A 17,524-nucleotide genomic window follows, 5' to 3' on the forward strand; every position below is an offset into this window, starting at 1 on the left:
CCTTGGCGGCTTTACCGCGATTTGTTCCGCGTGCTAGGCTGCCGGCGCCGGGATCAGGGGATTTTGGTCGGATTTTCAAGGGGTATCGCCGCGTCGCGGCGAAAAATCTCAGCAGGGGGCGCGGGCCCCAGTAAGGGTTGCGGATGGCCGGGACGGATTTGGCGCGGGAATCGGGCGGGAACGATAAAAGGCTGTCGATCCTGCTCTTGGCGGACGACTGCAACCCGGAATGGCCGTCGCTGCCGATCGTGGGCTACAAATACGCCCTGGCGCTTGGCCGGGTGGCGCGGGTCGTGGTCGCCACCCATGTCCGCAACCGCGAGAACATCGAAAAGGCCGGGCCGCAGCCGGGCGTCGAATTCGTCTTTCTGGACAACGAACGCGTCGCCGCGCCGATCTATCGGCTGGCGACCTGGCTGCGCGGCGGCTCCGAGGTGGCCTGGTCCACCAACATGATCATGCAATACCTGCCCTATCTGGCCTTCGAGCGCGAGGCGTGGAAGCATTTCCGCAAGGAACTGCGGGCAGGGGGCTTCGACCTGGTGCATCGCATCACGCCGATGACGCCGACCCTGCCCAGCTACATCGCCGGCAAGCTGGCGGTGCCCTTCGTCATCGGTCCGCTGAACGGCAACCTGCCCTGGCCGCGCGAATTCCGCAGCGAACAGAAGCGCGAGCGCGAGCGGCTGCGCGTCCTGCGCAACGTCGCCAAGCATCTGCCCTATGCCCGCAAGACCTATGCCCGCGCCGCGCTGGTGCTGGCGGGGTTCGAACATACCATGCAGGAGCTGCGGCCGCTGGCGCCGGGCCGCGTGGTGAACTTTCCCGAGATCGGCTACGACCCGGCGATCTTTCACGCCGCGCGCAAGGCGCCGGCCTTTGTCGGGCCGGGCCCCTATCGCTTTCTCTTCGCGGGCCGGCTGGTGCCCTACAAGCTGCCCGACGTGGCGGTGCTGGCCTTTGCCGATGCGCCCGAACTTGCCGGTCACAGCCTGCATATCGTCGGCGACGGTCCCGAGATGGCGCGGCTGCGCGAGATCGTGGCCAGCCGCGGGCTGCAGGACATTGTGCATTTCGAGGGCCGCCGCAGCCAGGCCGAACTTGCGCAGATGATGCGCGACTTCGACGGCTTCGTGTTCCCGTCGATTCGCGAACTGGGTGCGGGCGTGGTGATCGAGGCCATGGCCTGTGGCATGACCTGCTTCGTCGCCGATTACGGCGCGCCGGGGCATCTGGCCGGGCGCGGCCGCGGCGTGACCGTGCCGATCCGCGAGCACCCGGGCTATGTCGCGGCGTTCCGGCAGGCGCTGGCCGGGGCGGTGGCCGATCCGGCGACGGCGGCGGCTCAGGCGACGGCGGGGCAGTCCTATGCCGAAACGCTGTATCCCTGGGACCGCAAGGCGCAGGAGACGATGCTCTATTACCGCGACCTGCTGGCCGGGCGGCCGGTGCGCGACCGGGGGGATTACGATTGAGCCTGCGCCGGCACCTCGCCGCACTCGTCACCGCCATGGCGCTGGCGCTGCCGGCGGCGGCGCAGGACTGCGCGGGCCGCAATCTTTTCGACGCCATGCCGCCCGCGCGGCTGGCCGAACTGCGCGGCGCCACCGAAGACATCCCGAACCACAAGGGCCTGTTCTGGCAGGCGGAAAAGGACGGCCGGCGGGTGCTGCTGCTGGGCACCTATCACTTCGCCGATCCGCGCCACGACCTGACCATGGCCCGCTTCGGCCCCGAGATCGACCGCGCCTCCGCCCTGCTGGTCGAGGCCGGCCCCGAGGAAGAGGCGAAGCTGGCCGAGGCGATGACCGCCGATCCGACGCTGATCCTGGATGCGACCGGCCCGACCCTGCCCGAGCGGCTGGACGCGCAGGAATGGAAGGCGCTGTCCCAGGCGCTGGACGAGCGGGGCCTGCCCGCGGTGATCGCCAGCCGGCTGCGGCCCTGGTATGTCGCGGTGATGCTGGGCATCTCGCCCTGCATGAAGCGGATCGTCGAGACCCGCGGCGATGCCGGCGGCCTCGACCACCTGCTGATCGCCCGCGCCCAGGCGGCGCAGGTGCCGGTGCGGGCGCTGGAGCCCTGGGACACCGTCTTCTCGCTTTTCGAGGGCATGAGCGCCGAAGAGGAAGAGGACATGATCCGCGCCGCCATGCCCGCCGCCCAATATGCCGACGACTATGCCACCACCCTGGCCGACGCCTATTTTGCCGGCGACAGCTGGATGATCTGGGAATTCGGCCGCTTCGACGCCTATGACAACTCCGGCCTGACCCGGGCCCAGGTGGATGCGCAGATGCGGCTGGCGCAGGAAAAGCTGATGGACCAGCGGAACGAAAGCTGGATCGAACCCATTGAGAAGGCAGCGGGGCAGGCGGCCGGGGAAGGCAAGGCGGTGGTCGCGGGCTTCGGCGCGCTGCACCTGCCGGGCCGGCACGGCGTGCTGCGGCTGCTGGAACAAAGGGGCTGGACCATCAGCCCGGTCACGGTGGAGAGGACAGGCGATGGCCGATGAGCTTTGGCGCGAGGAACGCGATTTCTGGCTGGCGGGCGCGGCCGAGACGGCGCGCAAGCTGGACGAGGCCTGCCTGATGGCCTTCGCGCCCGCCGGTATCCTGACCCGGCGCCGGGCGGTGGAAAGCCTGGCCTCGGCCCCGCGCTGGCAAGAGGTCACCATGAGCGACCGCGCCAGCATCGAGACCGACGAGCTTTGCGTGCTGGCCTATCGCGCCACCGCGCGCCGCGCCGGGGCCGAGACCTATCGCGCGCTCTGCACCACCACCTGGATCCGCCGCGACGGCGACTGGCGCATCGTCCAGCATCAGCAGACGCCGCTCTGATGCTCGCCGACCTGCGGCGACACCTGCGCTTCCTGCTCAGCTTCGCGCTGGGGCTGGCGGTGGGCCTGGGGGCGTGGCGGATGCAGGCGCTGGACCGGCTTTTGCTGTTTTCGGTCACCTTCTGCCTCAGCTACCTGCTGCTGACCGGGCTTCTGATCCGGCGCATGACCGTCGAGATCATGCGCGGCCATGCCGACCTGGACGACGAGGGCATGAGCGTGATCGTTCCCATCGCCTTCGGCACGGTGGCGATCAGCCTGCTCGCGATCCTGCTGACGATCCGCGATCCGCATTCCGGCTTCTGGCTGCGGCCGGCCTTCGCGCTGGTCTCGGTGCCGCTGGGCTGGGCGATGATCCACACGGTCATGGCCTTTCACTACGCCAGCCTCTGGTATGCCCGCGGCCCGGACGGGCGCGAAAGGCGCGCCTTGGGCTTTCCCGGCATGGAGTCCGAGGACGAGGCCGGGATCTGGGACTTCATCTATTACAGCTTCACCATCGGCATGACGGCGCAGACGGCGGATGTCAGCGCGCTCGACACGCGGATGCGGCGGGTCACGGTGCTCCATTCGGCCTTCTCGTTCTTTTATAACACGGTGCTGCTGGCGCTGGCGGTGAACGCCGCGATCAGCCTGGGTTGATAGACATTCCCCGGCCCGCGGCCTATAACCCGCGCAAAATTTCCGCCCAACATCAGGGGATCAGCATGATCAAGGTTTTCGGCCACAAGGCCCCCGACACCGACTCGACCGGCTCGCCCATCATCTGGGCCTGGTATCTGTCCGAGGTGCGCAAGCAGCCGGCGAAAGCCGTCCTGCAGGGCGAGCCGAACACCGAGGCCGCCTGGATGCTGACCAGGTGGAACCTGGACAAGCCCGAGATCATCGCCGACGTCGCGCCGGGCGAGCAATGCGTGGTCGTGGACACCAACAACCCGGCCGAGCTGCCCGATTCGATCAACGCCGCCGAGGTGATCGAGATCATCGACCACCACCTGCTGGCCGGCGGCATCAAGACCCGGCTGCCGATCAACGTCACCATCCGCCCGCTGGCCTGCACGGCGACGATCATGCACGACCTGATCGGCGACGAGGACCTGGCCCGCGCCCCCCGCGGCGTCAAGGGCGCCATGCTGACCTGCATCCTGTCGGACACGCTGGAGTTCCGCAGCCCGACCACCACGCCGCACGACCGTTTCGTGGCCGAGAAGATCGCCAGGGACCTGGACGTCTCGATCCCCGAATACGCGGCCGAGATGTTCGCGGCCAAGTCCGACGTGTCCGCCTTTACCGAGGAAGCCCTGCTGCGCATGGACAGCAAGGAATACGAACTCGGCGGCAAGCAGCTGCGCGTCTCGGTGCTGGAGACCACGGCGCCGCAGGTGCTTCTGGACCGCAAGGGCGCGCTGATGGCGGCCATGCCGGGCGTCGCGGCGGCCGACGGCGCCGACGAGGTGCTGCTGTTCATCGTCGACATCCTGAACGAACAGGCCACGCTGCTGGTCCCGAACGACTTCGTGAAGGCCGTGGCCGAGAAAAGCTTCAACGCTACCGTCTCGGGCGACCTCGTGGTTCTGCCGGGCATCATGTCGCGCAAGAAACAGATCATCCCCGCGCTGGCGGTCTGATCCACACCGACAGGAAAGGTCCCCGATGACCCAGATCATCCGCTCGCTCGACGAGATCGGCTCCGGTTACGACGTGCTGTTCTGCGATCTCTGGGGCTGCCTGCACAACGGCCGGGCGCCATACCCGGCCGCCGTCGCCGCGCTGCAGGACTTCCGCCGCGGCGGCGGGCGCGTGGTGCTGATGACGAACGCGCCGCGGCCGCGCAAATACGTGGCCGAGCAACTCGACCGCATGGGCGTGCCGCGCGACGCCTGGGACGAGATCGTCAGCTCGGGCGACGCGGCCCAGGATGCCATGTTCGCGGGCGCCGTCGGCCGCCGGGTCTGGGCCATCGCCCAGCCCAAGGACGAGGGCTTCTTCGCCGACATCCCCGAGGAATGGCAGGACGCCCCGCCGATCCAGCGGGTGCCGCTGACCGAGGCCGAGGGCATCGTCTGCTGCGGTCTCTTCGACGATCTGACCGAGGCGCCGGAAGACTATCACACCCGGCTGTTCCTGGCGCGCGAGCGCAAGCTGAAGCTCTTGTGCGCCAATCCCGACGTGGTGGTGGACCTGGGCGAGAAGCGGCTCTATTGCGCCGGCGCCCTGGCCGAACTCTATGAGGGGCTGGGCGGCGAGGTGCTGTATTTCGGCAAGCCGCATGCGCCGATCTACGACCTGGCGCGGCGCCGGCTGGGTCTTGACGACGCGGCCCGCATCCTGGCGGTGGGCGACGGCATCGCCACCGACATTGCGGGCGCCGCGGGCGAGGGAATCGACGCGATCTTCGTCACCGGCGGCCTTGCCGCCACCGAATTCGGCACCGATGTCGAGAATCCCGATCCCGCCCGGCTGCAGGAATGGCTGGCGATGCGGATGCAGGCCCCGCGCTTTGCCATGGGCCGGCTGCGCTAGCCGGTAACAATCGATCCCATTCCTGCCTGGAGACATTATTTTATTGCGCGACGGCTTCATTGCTGCTATGCAGCATGAAGCTACTCACCAGGGGCAGTGAATGATGCTGGACAATCTTCCGCGCGGCACGATCGTCATCGAGGATCTCGAGGTCGGGATGATGCGCTACCTGCAAAAGGTGGTCACCGACGAGGATATCGAGATGTTCGCCAAGGTCTCGACCGACCGCAATCCGGTGCATCTGGACGAGGAATATGCCCAGGACACCATCTTCGAGGGCCGCATCGCCCATGGCATGCTGACCGCCGGGCTGATCTCGGCGGTGATCGGCGAACAGCTGCCCGGCCACGGCACGGTCTATCTGGGTCAGACGCTGAAATTCATGGCCCCCGTGCGTCCGGGCGATCTGGTGCGCGCCGAGGTCACGGTCGAGGCCATCGACCATGCGAAACGCCGCGTGACCCTTGCAACCCGCTGCCTCGTCGGCGATACGGTCGTCCTGAAAGGCGAGGCGGTCGTTCTGGCGCCAAGCCGCAAATTCGACTGACGGGCCGGTCTGCGGCCCACGGGGGCCCCTTGCGCATCCATCACGACTGGAAAGCTCTGCCGCTCGATGCCCGCGGGGCCACGGTCGCCATGGGCAATTTCGACGGCATCCACCTGGGCCACCGTTCGGTAATCGACGCCGCCCGGGCGGCCTGCGACGCGCCCTTGGGCGTCATCACCTTCGAGCCGCATCCGCGCCAGTTCCTGGTCCCGGCCACGCCGCCCTTCCGGCTGATGAACGCGGAATCGCGGGCGAACCGCCTGGCGCGGCTGGGGGTCGATCACCTGTACGAACTGCCCTTCGACGCGGTGCTGGCGGGCCTGTCGCCCGAGGATTTCGCCCGCGAGGTGCTGGTGGGGGGCTTGGGCGTGCGCCATGTCACCGTCGGCGCCGACTTCCATTTCGGCCACAAGCGGGCCGGCGATGCCCAGACGCTGGCCCGGCTGGGCCGCGACCTGGGCTTCGGCACCACCGTCGCGCCGCTGATCGGCGACGGCGAGGTCGAATACAGTTCGACCGCGATCCGCAAGGCGCTGGCCGAGGGCCGCAGCCGCGACGCCGAGCGCATGCTGGGCCATTGGCACCGCATCGACGGCGAGGTGCTGCACGGCGACAAGCGCGGCCGCGACCTGGGCTATCCGACCGCGAACATGGCGGTCGAGGGGCTGCACCTGCCGCGCTTCGGCGTCTATGCCGTGCTGGTCGATGTGCTGACCGGCGCCGACCGGGGCAGCTACAAGGGCGTGGCCAGCCTGGGCGTGCGGCCGATGTTCGGCGAGAACCGCCCGAACCTGGAAGTGCATATCTTCGACTTCAACGCCGATCTCTATGGCCAGCACCTGTCGGTGGCGCTGGTCGAATACCTGCGCCCCGAGGCCAGGTTCGACAGCCTCGACGCACTGGTCGCGCAGATGAACCGCGACAGCCAGGGTGCGCGCGAGATCCTGGCGACGCGCTGATGCGCCCCCGGTTCTGGGAACTGCCGCTGAAGTCGCTGGCCCGCGACGAATGGGAGGCGCTGTGCGACGGCTGCGGCAAATGCTGCCTCAACAAGATCGAATACGAGGACACCGGCGAGCTGGCCTTTACCCGGGTCGCCTGCCGGTTGCTGGACGGCGAAAGCTGCCAATGTTCGAGCTATCCGAACCGTCATGATTTCGTTCCCGATTGCGTCGTCCTGACCCCCAAGAAGCTGCGCGAGATCACCTGGTGGCTGCCCTCGACCTGCGCCTACAGGTTGCGTGCCGAGGGCAAGCCGCTCTACGACTGGCACTACCTGATCTCGGGGGACCGCGAATCGATCCATCGCGCCGGCGCCTCGGTGCGCGGCTGGACCGTCAGCGAGGCCTCGGTGACCGAGGACGACTGGGACGATTACATCATCGAGGATCTGTCATGAATTTTGCCTCGGACAATGCCGGCGGCGTGCATCCCCGGATCATGGCGGCCCTGGCGGCGGCGAACGAGGGCCATGTCCCCTCATACGGCGCGGACCGCATCACCCACGCGGCGCAGGACCGGGTGCGCGAACTGTTCGACGCGCCCGAGGCGGCGGTGCATTTCCTGACCTCGGGCACGGCGGCCAATGCGCTGGCGCTGTCGCTGCTGGCACCGGGCTGGGGCAAGGTCTTCTGCCACGAGACCGCGCATATCCAGACCAGCGAGACCGGCGCGCCCGAGTTCTTTACCGGCGGCGCCAAGCTGGTGGGCATCCCCGGCATCGGCGGCAAGATCACCCCCGAGGCGCTGGCCGAGACGCTGGTCGTCCATGGCCGCGAGGGCGTGCATGCCGGGGTCAATGCCGCGCTGTCCCTGACCAATGCCACCGAATGGGGCACCGCCTACAGCCCCGACGAGGTCGCGGCGCTGGCGTCCATCGCCCGCGAGGCCGGCCTGGGCGTCCACATGGACGGCGCGCGTTTCGCCAATGCGCTGGCGGGCCTCGACGTGGCGCCGGCCGACCTGACCTGGCGCGCCGGCGTCGACATGCTGTCCCTGGGTGCGACCAAGAACGGCTGCATGGCGGTCGAGGCGGTGGTGATCTTCGACCCGGCCAAGTCCGAGGAATTCGGCTTTCGCCGCAAGCGCGGCGGCGGGCTGGTCTCGAAGCACCGCTTCCTGTCGGCGCAGGTGCTGGGCTGGCTCGAGGGCGACCTGTGGCTGCAACTGGCGCGCCACGCCAATGCCATGGCGCATGAGCTGGCGCTGGGGCTGTCGCGGCTGCCGGGCGTGCGCATCGACCAGCGGGTCGAGACCAATTCGGTCTTTGCCACCATCCCGCGCGATCTGCATCGCCGGGCCTGCGCCAGCGGCATCTGCTATCACCTCTGGCCGCATACCCAGGACGAGACCGGCGAGGATCCGGTCAGCATTCGGCTGGTCTGCGGCTGGGACACGCGGCTGGAGGATGTCGAGGGGGCGCTGAGGGCGCTCTCCTAGCGCAGCGCCGCCGCCAGCAGTGCCAGCGCATGCGCGACCGTCGCGGCCCGGACCTCGGCCCGGCCGCGCGGGCCGAACTCGACCGTCTCGGTCCTGACGCCTGCCGCATCGGCGATGCCGAAACAGACCCGGCCCTCGGGCTTGTGCTCGGACCCGCCGGGCCCGGCGATGCCCGTCACCGCCACGGCGATGCCGGTACGGGACCGCGCCAGCGCGCCGGCCGCCATCTCGGCGGCGATCTCTTCGCTGACGGCGCCATGGGCTTTCAGCGTCTCGGGGCGGATGCCCAGCATCTCGATCTTGGCGGCGTTGGAATAGGTGACGAAGCCGCGATCGACCGCATCCGACGACCCCGGCACATCGGTCAGCCGTCCCGCGATCAGCCCGCCGGTGCAGCTTTCGGCGGTGGCGATCATCACGCCGCGCCGGCGTGCCAGGTCGAGGACAAGGGCGGGATCGGTCACAGCATCGGCTCCAGGAACCCGTGGTAAAGCCCGGCCAGGATGACCGCGACCACGCCGGCGAACAAGCCCGCCCACAGGTCGTCCAGCATCAGCCCGGTCGCGTCGCCGCGCCGGTCGGCGCGTCCGACCAGCCAGGGCTTCCAGATGTCGAACAGCCGGAACAGCAGGAAGGGCGCGACATAGCCCGGCCAGGCGTCCAGGATCGAGACGCCGTGCCGCGCCAGCGGGATCACCGTGAAGCACATCGCCAGCCATTGCCCGGCGACCTCGTCGATCACCACCCAGGACGGATCCTTGTCGGCGCTGCGGGCCAGCACCTTCGGCACCGCCCAGAAGCCGGCGAGTGTGGCCAGCACGAAGCCCGCCGGCACCAGCCACGGGCTGAGCCATTCGTAAGCCGCGACCCCCAGCACCACGGCGGCGGCCGAGCCCCAGGTGCCGGGCGCGGGGCGCAGCCGGCCGATGCCGAAGAAGGTGGCGATCAGGTTTTCCATGGCGTCACCTGCGGATCAGGGTTGCAGTGGCGATGGCGGCGATGCCTTCCTCGCGCCCGGTAAAGCCCAGCCGTTCCGAGGTGGTGGCCTTGACGCTGATGCGGTCGAATTCGACGCCGACGATCTCGGACAGGCGCAGCGCCATGGCGCCGGCATGGGGGCCGACCTTGGGCCGCTCGCAGATCAGCGTCACGTCGGCATTCGAGATTTCATAGCCCATCTGCCGCGCCAGTTCCGCGGCGTGGCGCAGGAAGATATGGCTCTCGGCCCCCTTCCATTGCGGGTCCGAGGGCGGGAAATGCCGGCCGATGTCGCCCTGCGCCAGCGCGCCATAGATCGCGTCGGTCAGCGCGTGCATGCCGACATCGGCGTCGGAATGACCCAGGAGCGCCTTGTCATGCGCGATCTTCACCCCGCACAGCCAGACATGATCGCCCGCCGTGAAGGCGTGCACGTCGAAGCCGTTGCCCAGGCGGATGTCCATGGTCCCCTCCAGAATCCGGCGCGCGCGCTTGAAATCGGCGCCATAGGTGATCTTCAGATTGTCCTCGTCGCCCGGGGTCGCCGTCACCGGCAGGCCGGCACGGATCGCCAGTTCCACGTCGTCGGCGGCGCCCTCGGGGGCGGCGCGATGCGCGGCGAGGATCGCGTCCAGCGCGAAACCCTGCGGGGTTTGGGCGCGCATCAGCCCGTCGCGGCTGGCGGTGGCGGTGACGCGCCCGTCCTCGGCCCGCCACAGCGCATCGGTGACGGGCAGGGCAGGGGCGGCGGCGGGGGCACCGGATTGCAGCGCGGCGACCACGCCCCGGATCACCGCGTCCGGCACCAGCGGCCGGGCGCCGTCGTGGATCAACACATGGGTCACGCCACTGCCTTCCAGGCTTTCCAGCGCCGCGCGCACGCTTTCGCTGCGCGTGGCGCCGCCCGCGACCAGCGTCACCGGGCCGGAGAGTTCCGCGATGCCCTGGGCCATGTCCTCGGGCGCCAGCGTCACCACGATGCGCGGGAAATCCGCGAAGGCCGCGATGCTGCGGGCCAGCACCGACTGCCCCGACAGGCTGCGCCACTGCTTGGGCGGCCCTTCGCCCGCGCGGGAGCCGCGGCCGGCGGCGGTGATGATGGCGGCATATGTGTCGGGTATCGTCATGCCCGCCAGCTTTAGGTCAGCCGCGCGGGCGAGGCAATCACCCCCGCCGCAGCCTTTCGCCGCACGGGAAAGTCGGGGGGAAAATCGTCGCCGGCCATGGCCCAGGGCCAAGCTTGCGCGTATAAGGTTGCCGACCGCCCGCCACGGGCGCCCGATCCCCGCGAAGGAACCGCCCATGACCGACCCCGCCGCCACCGATCTTTCCAAGGATGCCGCCGCCCGCGCCGCCGCGGCGCTGGTCCAGCCGGGGATGCGGCTGGGGCTGGGCACCGGCTCGACCGCCGCGATCTTCGTGCGCCGCCTGGCGCAGCGCGTCGCGGCCGAGGGTTTCGATCTGCGCTGCGCCGCGACCTCGAAGGCCACGGCCGAGCTTGCGACCTCGCTGGGTCTGAAGGTCGAGGAGCTGGACGAGATCGGCTGGCTGGACCTGACCATCGACGGCGCCGACGAGGTGGACCCGGACCTGAACCTGATCAAGGGCGGCGGCGCCGCGCATCTGCGCGAAAAGATCGTCGCCACCGCCTCGGACCGGATGGTGGTGATCGCCGACCAGGGCAAGGTCGTGGACCGGCTCGGCGCCTTTCACCTGCCGGTCGAGGTGATTCCCTTCGGCTGGCAGGCCACCCGGACGCTGATCCAGCGGGCGCTGGAGCGTCTGGACCTGGGCCAGCGCCCGATCCTGCGTCGCAAGCGCGGCGACCAGCCGCTGCTGACGGACGAGGGCAATTTTGTGCTGGACCTGGCGCTGGAGGCGATCCCCGATCCCGAGGCGCTGGCGGCGGAGCTGTCCTCCATCGCCGGCATGGTTGAACACGGGCTTTTCCTGAATATCTGCCAGTTGGCGATCATCGGCCGCCCGGACGGCTCGGTGGTGGAACTGCGGCGCGAGGACATGGCATGACTTTCGACTACGATCTTTTCGTCATCGGCGGCGGCTCGGGCGGGGTGCGGGCGGCGCGGATCGCGGCCAGCGAATACGGCGCCCGCGTCGGGCTGGCCGAGGAAAGCCGCATGGGCGGCACCTGCGTCATCCGCGGCTGCGTCCCCAAGAAGCTGATGATCTTCGCCAGCCAGGCCGAGGCCCATGCCGCCGAGGCGCGCGGCTATGGCTGGCAGGGCGCGGAGGCTGGCCGTTTCGACTGGCAGGCCTTCCGCCACAAGCTGGATGCCGAACTGACCCGGCTGGAGGGCGCCTATACCGGCGGGCTGGTCGCGGCCGATGTCGATGTCCACAAGAGCCGCGCCCGGCTGGCCGACGCCCATACCGTGGAACTGGCCGACGGCCAGCGCCTGACCGCCAAGCACATCCTGATCGCGGTCGGCGGCCGGCCCTCGCTGCCCGGCATCCCGGGCGAGGAGCTGGGGCTGATCTCGGACGACCTGTTCACGCTCGACACGCTGCCGGGCCGGGTGCTGGTGGTCGGCGGCGGCTTCATCGCCTGCGAATTCGCCACCATCCTGCAGGGGCTGGGCAGCCGGACGGTGCTGGCCTATCGCGGCGACGCGGTGCTGCGCGGCTTCGACGCCGAGATGCGCCGCCATGTCACCGAGCAGCTGCGCATGATCGGCGTTGACGTCCGGCTGGGCACCAACCCGGCGCGGCTGCAGCGCGAGGGCGAGGCCCTGCGCGTCGATTTCGAGGACGGCGGCAGCGAGACCTTCGATGCGGTGATGTTCGCCACCGGCCGCGCGCCCTATACCAAGGGGCTGGGGCTCGAAGAGGCCGGCGTCCGTCTGGGTGGCCGCGGCGAGATCGTGGTGGACGCATGGTCGCAAAGTTCGGTGCCCTCGATCTTCGCCGTTGGCGACGTGACCGACCGGGTGAACCTGACCCCGGTCGCGATCCGCGAGGGGCACAGCTTTGCCGACACCGTCTTCGGTGCCAAGCCGCGCCAGGTCGATCACGGGCTGGTCGCCAGCGCCGTCTATACCCGCCCGCACGAGCTGGCCTCGGTCGGCCTGACCGAGGAACAGGCCGCGGCGCGCGGACCCGCGCTGGTCTATGTCGCCAGCTTCCGGCCGATGCGCTCGCTTTTCGCGGGTTCGGACGCGCGGGCGGTGATGAAGCTGATCGTCGATGCGGAAACCGACAAGGTGCTGGGCTGCCACATCTTCGGCCCCGAGGCGGGCGAGATGATCCAGATGGTCGCGGTGCCCATGGGCATGGGCGCCACCAAGGCCGATTTCGACGCCGCCATCGCCGTGCATCCGACCCTGGCCGAGGAACTGGTCACCATGCGCAAGCCCACGCGGCGCATCGGCGATGACAAAACCGACAAACATGCCGCATCGGCTTGATTTTTCGGCCGAAGGCACCAGTTTCCAACCAGAGATACAAGAGAACGAGAGCGAGGCACGAGACGCATGGCAGGACAAGGCCCCTGGGGCGGCGGCGGAGATGACGGCAAGGGCGGCAAGCAGCCGCCGCAGGAGGGCGATCAGAAGGGCGGTCCGCGCCCCTGGGGCAGTGCCGGCGGCAACAACCAGGGCGGCCGCGACGACCGCCCGCAGGGCCCGCGCCGGGGCGAGCAGATGCCCGAGATCGAGGAGCTGGTGCGCAAGGGCCAGGACAAGCTGCGCGTGCTGATGGGCGGCAAGGGCGGCGGCGGCGGTCCGCGCGGCTCGGGCCCGCGCCGGTCGGGCCCGCAGTTCCAGATGAGCCGGGGCGCCTGGGGCATTGCCGCGCTGGCGGTGGTGGCGGTCTGGGCCTTCAGCAGCTTCTACACCGTCAAGCCCGAGGAACGCGCGGTCGAACTGCTGTTCGGCAAGCCCGTCGGCACCGGCGAGCCCGGCCTGAACTTCGCGCCCTGGCCGGTGGTGACCGCCGAGGTGGTGCAGGTCTCGGGCGAGCGCACGACGGAAATCGGCACCGGCCGCGCCGGACCGATGGATTCGGGGCTGATGCTAACCCGCGACCAGAACATCGTCGACATGGCCTATCAGGTGGTGTGGAACATCTCGGATCCGGAAAAATTCTTGTTCAACCTGGCCGATCCGGACGACACCATCCGCGCCGTGGCGGAATCGGCGATGCGCGACATCGTGGCGCGCTCGGAACTGGCGCCGATCCTGAACCGCGACCGCGGCGCCATTGCCGACGACCTGAAGCTGGCGGTGCAGAACACGCTGAACGACTATGAGGCCGGCATCAACGTGCTGCGCGTCAACCTGGACCGCGCCGACCCGCCGCGCGAGGTGATCGACAGTTTCCGCGAGGTGCAGGCCGCCCAGCAGGAACGCGACCGGCTGGAAAAAGAGGCCGACGCCTATGCGAACCGCGTGCTGGCCAACGCACGCGGCGAGGCCGCGGCCGTGATCGAACGCGCCGAGGCCTATCGCGCCGAAGCCGTTAACAATGCCGAGGGCGAGGCCGCGCGCTTCAACTCGGTCTATGACGAATATGTCAAGGCGCCCGAGGTGACGCGGCGCCGGATGTATCTGGAAACCATGGAGAAGGTTCTGGGCGGGGTGAACAAGGTCATCCTCGACGGCGAGGCGGGCCAGGGCGTGGTGCCCTATCTGCCCCTGGATCAGCTGCGCAGCGGCGCGGCGGCGAACGGCAACGGCAATACCGGCGGGGGGAACCAGTGATGAACCGTGCGATTTCCCTTCTGGCGCTGCCTTTCCTGGTGGTGGTGGCCGTCCTGGTGGTCTCGTCGCTCTATATCGTCGACGTGCGCGAAAAGGCGCTGGTCCTGCGCTTCGGCGAAGTGGTCGAGGTGCGCGAAGAGCCGGGCATCGGCATCAAGGTGCCCTTCCTCGACAATGTGGTGAAATACGACGCCCGCATCCTGGGCCTGCCGACTCCGCCGATGGAGGTCACGCCGCTGGACGACCGCCGCCTAGTGGTGGACGCCTTCGCGCGCTGGCAGATCACCGACGTGGTGCAGTTCCGCCGCGCGGTGGGCGCGGGCGGCATCGAATTCGCGCAGCGTCGGCTTGAACCCATCGTGACCAATGCCATCCGGCAGGTGCTGGGCTCGGTGCCCTCGACCACGGTGCTGTCGGACGACCGGACGCCGCTGATGAACCGCATCCGCGACCTGGCGCGCGACGACGCCAGGGACCTGGGCATCCGCGTCATCGACGTGCGCCTGACCCGCACCGACCTGCCCGAGCAGAACCTGACCGCGACCTATGCGCGGATGCGGGCCGAGCGCGAACGCGAGGCCGCCGACGAGATCGCCCGCGGCGGCGAGGCGGCGCAGCGCGTGCGTGCCGCCGCCGACCGCACTGTGGTCGAGCTGACCTCGGAGGCCCGCAAGCGCGCCGAGGTGGTGCGCGGCGAGGCGGATGCGCGGCGCAACGCGATCTATGCCGCCGCCTTCGGCCGCGACCCCGAGTTCTTCAGCTTCACCCGCTCGATGACCTCCTACGAGCGGGCGCTGAAGGGCGAGAACAGCTCGCTGGTGATCCAGCCGGAAGGAGAGTTCTTCGACTATCTGCGCAGCGACGGCGCCGACCGCGCCAATCCGGTGCCGGTGCCGGCACCGGCGGCGGAACCTTCGGCCGATGCCGGCACCGAAGGCGCGCTGCAGCCGGGCGAGACGCCGGCGCCCACCGAAACCAACCGCGAGGGCGAGCCCCTGGGCTCCAGCGCCGGTGTCACCCTGACGCCGCTGCCGGAAACCCTGGCCAGCCCGCCGCAGGAAGAGCCGGTGGTGCCTCCGGCGCCCGAGGCCGCCCCGGCGAACTGAGCGCGGGTCGCGGAATTGGGAAAATGAAAAGGCGGGGCGCCCCCAGCGGCGCCCCGCCTTTCTCATGCCGGTATCGGCGGTACTATTCGGGCTCGGCCGGCAGGCTGGCGCGCCGCGCCTCGTCCTCGGCGACCTCGCGCTGCCATTCGCGCCAAATCGCGACCAGCAGCGCCATCAGCACCGGCCCGACGAACAGCCCGACGATGCCCATGGTCTTCACCCCGCCGATCAGCCCGAAGAAGGTCGGCAGGAAGGGCATCTTGACCGGCCCGCCGACCAACACCGGCCGGATGGTCTTGTCGACCACGAACAGCTCGCAGGTGCCCCAGACGAACAGCGCCGTGCCCTGCACCGGCGAGCCGCTGGCCACCAGATAGGCCGAGACCAGCGTGAAGCACAAAGGCGCCCCCCCCGGGATCAGCGCCATGAAGCCGGTGATGACGCCGAAGGTCACCGGCGAGGGCACCCCGGCCAGCCAATAGGCGACGCCCAGGATCACCCCCTCGCCGATGGCGATCAGCGTCATCCCGGTCACGGTCGAGCTGATGGTCGCCGGCACCACCCGCGACAGTCGGCCCCAGCGGTCGGGCAGGATGCGCAGCCCGATGCGGTCCAGCTGCGCCACGAACTTGTCGCCGTCGCGATAGAGCACGAACAGCGTGATCAGCATGAAGAGCAGCGTCAGCGCCAGGTGAAAGGCCAGCGACCCTGCGGTGATGGCGCCGCGGTAGATGGCACCGATGTTCGAGCCCGAGACCAGCTGCACGATCTCGGAAATGCCGCCGGGCCGGCCGATATAGGTCTGCCAGTTGACGTCCAGCCAGTCGCCGACCTGCGGCAGCTCGACCATCCAGCGCGGCGTCGGCGTGCCCGCGGAATTCACCATGATCGCCCAGCTGATCCAGTCGCGCAATTCGCGGAAGGCATAGACCAGCGCCATGGCGATGGGCACGACCAGGAAGCAGACCAGCACCAGCACCATCAGCGCCGCCGCTCCGGTCCGGCCCAGGTTCAGCCCGAAGGCGGCGCGGTTGCGCAGCGGCCAGCTGGCCAGGGCGATGACGATCGCTGCCAGCACCGGCACCAGGAAGCCGTGGAAGAAATAGATCGAGGCCACGACGATGGCCAAGAGCAGCCAGCGCGCGGCCGAGATATTGGTCACCAGGGGCGGGCGGTGCAGCCGCAGCCCGGTCTGGCGCGGCTGGCGCGAAAGGCCGCGCGTGGAAGCGATCTGGGGATCTGGGTCTGTTTCCGGCATTTCGCCTGTCGTCATTGTCTCCGGTCCTGTCCGGCGCCGCGGCGGCGCGTCGTGCCGCAACGAGATAACAGATCGCCCGCGGCTGCAAGCCGGAATGGCGCCGGGCGGGCGGGTGTCCTTGCCCCGCGGCGGCTTGGCGCGGGTTTGGCCCTGCCGCATATCGCAGGCGTGACGGCCATGCCCTGTCCCGGCTCATGACCCTTTGATCTAAGTGAGGCTTCCCGTTCGCGGTGATTCCAGCTCCCGCCCTGATAGGGAGAGATGATGAACAACCTTTTCTGTCCCACCCACGAGCAGATGGTACGGCTCGAGCCTGTTCTTTCCGGAAAGCCATGCCAAGCCCCGCGTTGATGATCGACGCGTGCCGAGCGGCATGATCTTCGTCAATCGCAACGGGTCGAGATGGTGTGACGCCCCCCGAGAGCATGGCCCCGCCCAAGACCCTCTGCAACCGTTGGAAGCGATGGGCGACAGGGGCGTCTTCGCCCGTGGAGGGGCTGGCTTCCGAAGGTGGCAAGGAGAAGGTCGTCATGATCGACGCGACTTGCCTGAAGGTGCACCGCACGGCTTCGAGCCTGCGGGCGAAAAAGGGGGGCGACGACAACGCGGCCGTCTGATCGGTCGCAGTCCGAGGGCCGGAAAACGGTCCGGGGACTGTTTCCCCGAAGACGGGCGGGCCGAACGCAAAGCTGCACGCCGACACGGATGCGCAGGGCCGGCCGCTGAGGTTCTTCATGGCGGCGGGCCAAGTCAGAGGGACGACACCGGTGCTGCGGCCCTGCTCGGCAGCCTGCCTGGTGCCGAATGGCTGATCGCCGATCGGGGCTACGATGCCGACCGGTTCAGGGAAGCCTTGAAAGACAAGGGGAGAAAGCCCTGCATCCTCGGTCGGAAGTCGTGCGGCAAGGCCGTCAGATACGGCAAGCGCCGCGACCGCATCGCAATCATGTTCGGCAGGTTGAAGGACTGGCCTATCGTCGGAAAAACAGTCCCCCGGACTGTTTTCCGACCCGCCTCATACATCGCCACCCACGACTTTCAATGGGCAAAGACCTTCCTCTCCGCCATCGCCATCGCCACAACTATCCTCTTCTGACTTTGACCATCAATGAGCCT

18 protein-coding genes and 1 pseudogene are annotated in these 17,524 nt (G+C 69.0%); 15 read left to right on the top strand and 4 right to left on the bottom strand.

The features are described 5' to 3' along the window. The first annotated feature begins 143 nt into the window (after nucleotides 1-143). The 10 genes from JCM7685_RS07790 (at nucleotide 144) to JCM7685_RS07835 (ending at nucleotide 8,348) form a co-directional block, all read left to right on the top strand. Nucleotides 144-1,475, top strand: a complete 1,332-nt coding sequence (locus JCM7685_RS07790) for a glycosyltransferase family 4 protein (RefSeq protein WP_074966223.1) — start codon at nucleotides 144-146, stop codon at nucleotides 1,473-1,475. Continuing rightward, complete coding sequence (locus JCM7685_RS07795) at nucleotides 1,472-2,515, top strand: TraB/GumN family protein (protein WP_083412553.1); 1,044 nt, start codon at nucleotides 1,472-1,474, stop codon at nucleotides 2,513-2,515. The genes JCM7685_RS07790 and JCM7685_RS07795 overlap by 4 nt, the downstream gene beginning before the upstream one ends. Further along, complete coding sequence (locus tag JCM7685_RS07800) at nucleotides 2,505-2,840, top strand: nuclear transport factor 2 family protein (RefSeq protein WP_074966225.1); 336 nt, start codon at nucleotides 2,505-2,507, stop codon at nucleotides 2,838-2,840. The genes JCM7685_RS07795 and JCM7685_RS07800 overlap by 11 nt, the downstream gene beginning before the upstream one ends. Then, nucleotides 2,840-3,481 (top strand): DUF1345 domain-containing protein, encoded by a 642-nt coding sequence (locus JCM7685_RS07805; RefSeq protein WP_074966226.1) that lies wholly within the window; start codon nucleotides 2,840-2,842, stop codon nucleotides 3,479-3,481. The genes JCM7685_RS07800 and JCM7685_RS07805 overlap by 1 nt, the downstream gene beginning before the upstream one ends. A 65-nt stretch (nucleotides 3,482-3,546) precedes the next feature. After that, nucleotides 3,547-4,467, top strand: coding sequence for a manganese-dependent inorganic pyrophosphatase (locus JCM7685_RS07810; RefSeq protein ID WP_074966227.1), 921 nt, complete (start codon nucleotides 3,547-3,549; stop codon nucleotides 4,465-4,467). A gap of 25 nt (nucleotides 4,468-4,492) precedes the next feature. Continuing rightward, the gene (locus tag JCM7685_RS07815; protein WP_074966228.1) at nucleotides 4,493-5,362 is read left to right on the top strand and encodes a TIGR01459 family HAD-type hydrolase; all 870 of its coding nucleotides are present in this window, start codon (nucleotides 4,493-4,495) and stop codon (nucleotides 5,360-5,362) included. Between the two features lie 103 nt (nucleotides 5,363-5,465). Further along, on the top strand, nucleotides 5,466-5,909 hold the full coding sequence (locus tag JCM7685_RS07820) for a MaoC family dehydratase (protein WP_074966289.1): 444 nt from the start codon (nucleotides 5,466-5,468) through the stop codon (nucleotides 5,907-5,909). 29 nt (nucleotides 5,910-5,938) lie between these two features. Continuing rightward, entirely contained in the window at nucleotides 5,939-6,868 is a 930-nt protein-coding gene (locus JCM7685_RS07825) for a bifunctional riboflavin kinase/FAD synthetase (RefSeq protein WP_074966229.1), read from the top strand. Beyond that, nucleotides 6,868-7,308 carry a YcgN family cysteine cluster protein gene (locus tag JCM7685_RS07830; protein WP_074966230.1) on the top strand — a complete coding sequence of 147 codons (441 nt, stop codon included), beginning with the start codon at nucleotides 6,868-6,870 and terminating at the stop codon, nucleotides 7,306-7,308. Before JCM7685_RS07825 ends, JCM7685_RS07830 begins: the two co-directional genes overlap by 1 nt. After that, a complete protein-coding gene (locus JCM7685_RS07835) occupies nucleotides 7,305-8,348 on the top strand; it encodes a threonine aldolase family protein (RefSeq protein WP_074966231.1) in 1,044 nt (347 codons plus the stop codon). The genes JCM7685_RS07830 and JCM7685_RS07835 overlap by 4 nt, the downstream gene beginning before the upstream one ends. On the opposite strand, the gene JCM7685_RS07840 is transcribed toward JCM7685_RS07835, so the two are convergent. From JCM7685_RS07840 to JCM7685_RS07850, 3 genes are read right to left on the bottom strand one after another with little or no spacing between them, the layout of a single operon-like run. Then, on the bottom strand, nucleotides 8,345-8,812 hold the full coding sequence (locus JCM7685_RS07840) for a CinA family protein (protein ID WP_074966232.1): 468 nt from the start codon (nucleotides 8,810-8,812) through the stop codon (nucleotides 8,345-8,347). The two genes, JCM7685_RS07835 and JCM7685_RS07840, sit on opposite strands and share 4 nt — an antisense overlap. After that, nucleotides 8,809-9,306 (bottom strand): phosphatidylglycerophosphatase A family protein, encoded by a 498-nt coding sequence (locus tag JCM7685_RS07845; RefSeq protein ID WP_074966233.1) that lies wholly within the window; start codon nucleotides 9,304-9,306, stop codon nucleotides 8,809-8,811. The genes JCM7685_RS07840 and JCM7685_RS07845 overlap by 4 nt, the downstream gene beginning before the upstream one ends. A 4-nt stretch (nucleotides 9,307-9,310) precedes the next feature. Then, nucleotides 9,311-10,453: a bifunctional 2-C-methyl-D-erythritol 4-phosphate cytidylyltransferase/2-C-methyl-D-erythritol 2,4-cyclodiphosphate synthase gene (locus JCM7685_RS07850; protein WP_074966234.1), complete on the bottom strand. Its 1,143-nt coding sequence runs from the start codon at nucleotides 10,451-10,453 to the stop codon at nucleotides 9,311-9,313. A gap of 154 nt (nucleotides 10,454-10,607) precedes the next feature. Here JCM7685_RS07850 and rpiA point away from each other — a divergent pair, with 154 nt between their 5' ends. The 4 genes from rpiA (at nucleotide 10,608) to hflC (ending at nucleotide 15,150) form a co-directional block, all read left to right on the top strand. Continuing rightward, the gene (gene rpiA / locus JCM7685_RS07855; RefSeq protein ID WP_408634327.1) at nucleotides 10,608-11,354 is read left to right on the top strand and encodes a ribose-5-phosphate isomerase RpiA; all 747 of its coding nucleotides are present in this window, start codon (nucleotides 10,608-10,610) and stop codon (nucleotides 11,352-11,354) included. Continuing rightward, entirely contained in the window at nucleotides 11,351-12,751 is a 1,401-nt protein-coding gene (gene gorA, locus JCM7685_RS07860; RefSeq protein WP_074966236.1) for a glutathione-disulfide reductase, read from the top strand. Before rpiA ends, gorA begins: the two co-directional genes overlap by 4 nt. Nucleotides 12,752-12,817: 66 nt before the next feature. Further along, complete coding sequence (gene hflK / locus JCM7685_RS07865) at nucleotides 12,818-14,044, top strand: FtsH protease activity modulator HflK (RefSeq protein ID WP_074966237.1); 1,227 nt, start codon at nucleotides 12,818-12,820, stop codon at nucleotides 14,042-14,044. Then, nucleotides 14,044-15,150, top strand: a complete 1,107-nt coding sequence (hflC, locus tag JCM7685_RS07870) for a protease modulator HflC (RefSeq protein ID WP_074966238.1) — start codon at nucleotides 14,044-14,046, stop codon at nucleotides 15,148-15,150. Before hflK ends, hflC begins: the two co-directional genes overlap by 1 nt. 82 nt (nucleotides 15,151-15,232) lie before the next feature. Here the strand turns inward: hflC and JCM7685_RS07875 are convergent, their stop codons facing one another. Further along, nucleotides 15,233-16,423, bottom strand: a complete 1,191-nt coding sequence (locus JCM7685_RS07875; RefSeq protein ID WP_083412555.1) for an AI-2E family transporter — start codon at nucleotides 16,421-16,423, stop codon at nucleotides 15,233-15,235. Nucleotides 16,424-16,672: 249 nt separating this feature from the next. Here JCM7685_RS07875 and JCM7685_RS07880 point away from each other — a divergent pair. After that, nucleotides 16,673-17,504 (top strand): annotated as a pseudogene (locus JCM7685_RS07880) (IS5 family transposase). The last annotated feature ends 20 nt before the right edge of the window (nucleotides 17,505-17,524 follow it).

The sequence above is a fragment of the Paracoccus aminovorans genome, from assembly GCF_900005615.1.
Lineage (GTDB): Bacteria > Pseudomonadota > Alphaproteobacteria > Rhodobacterales > Rhodobacteraceae > Paracoccus > Paracoccus aminovorans.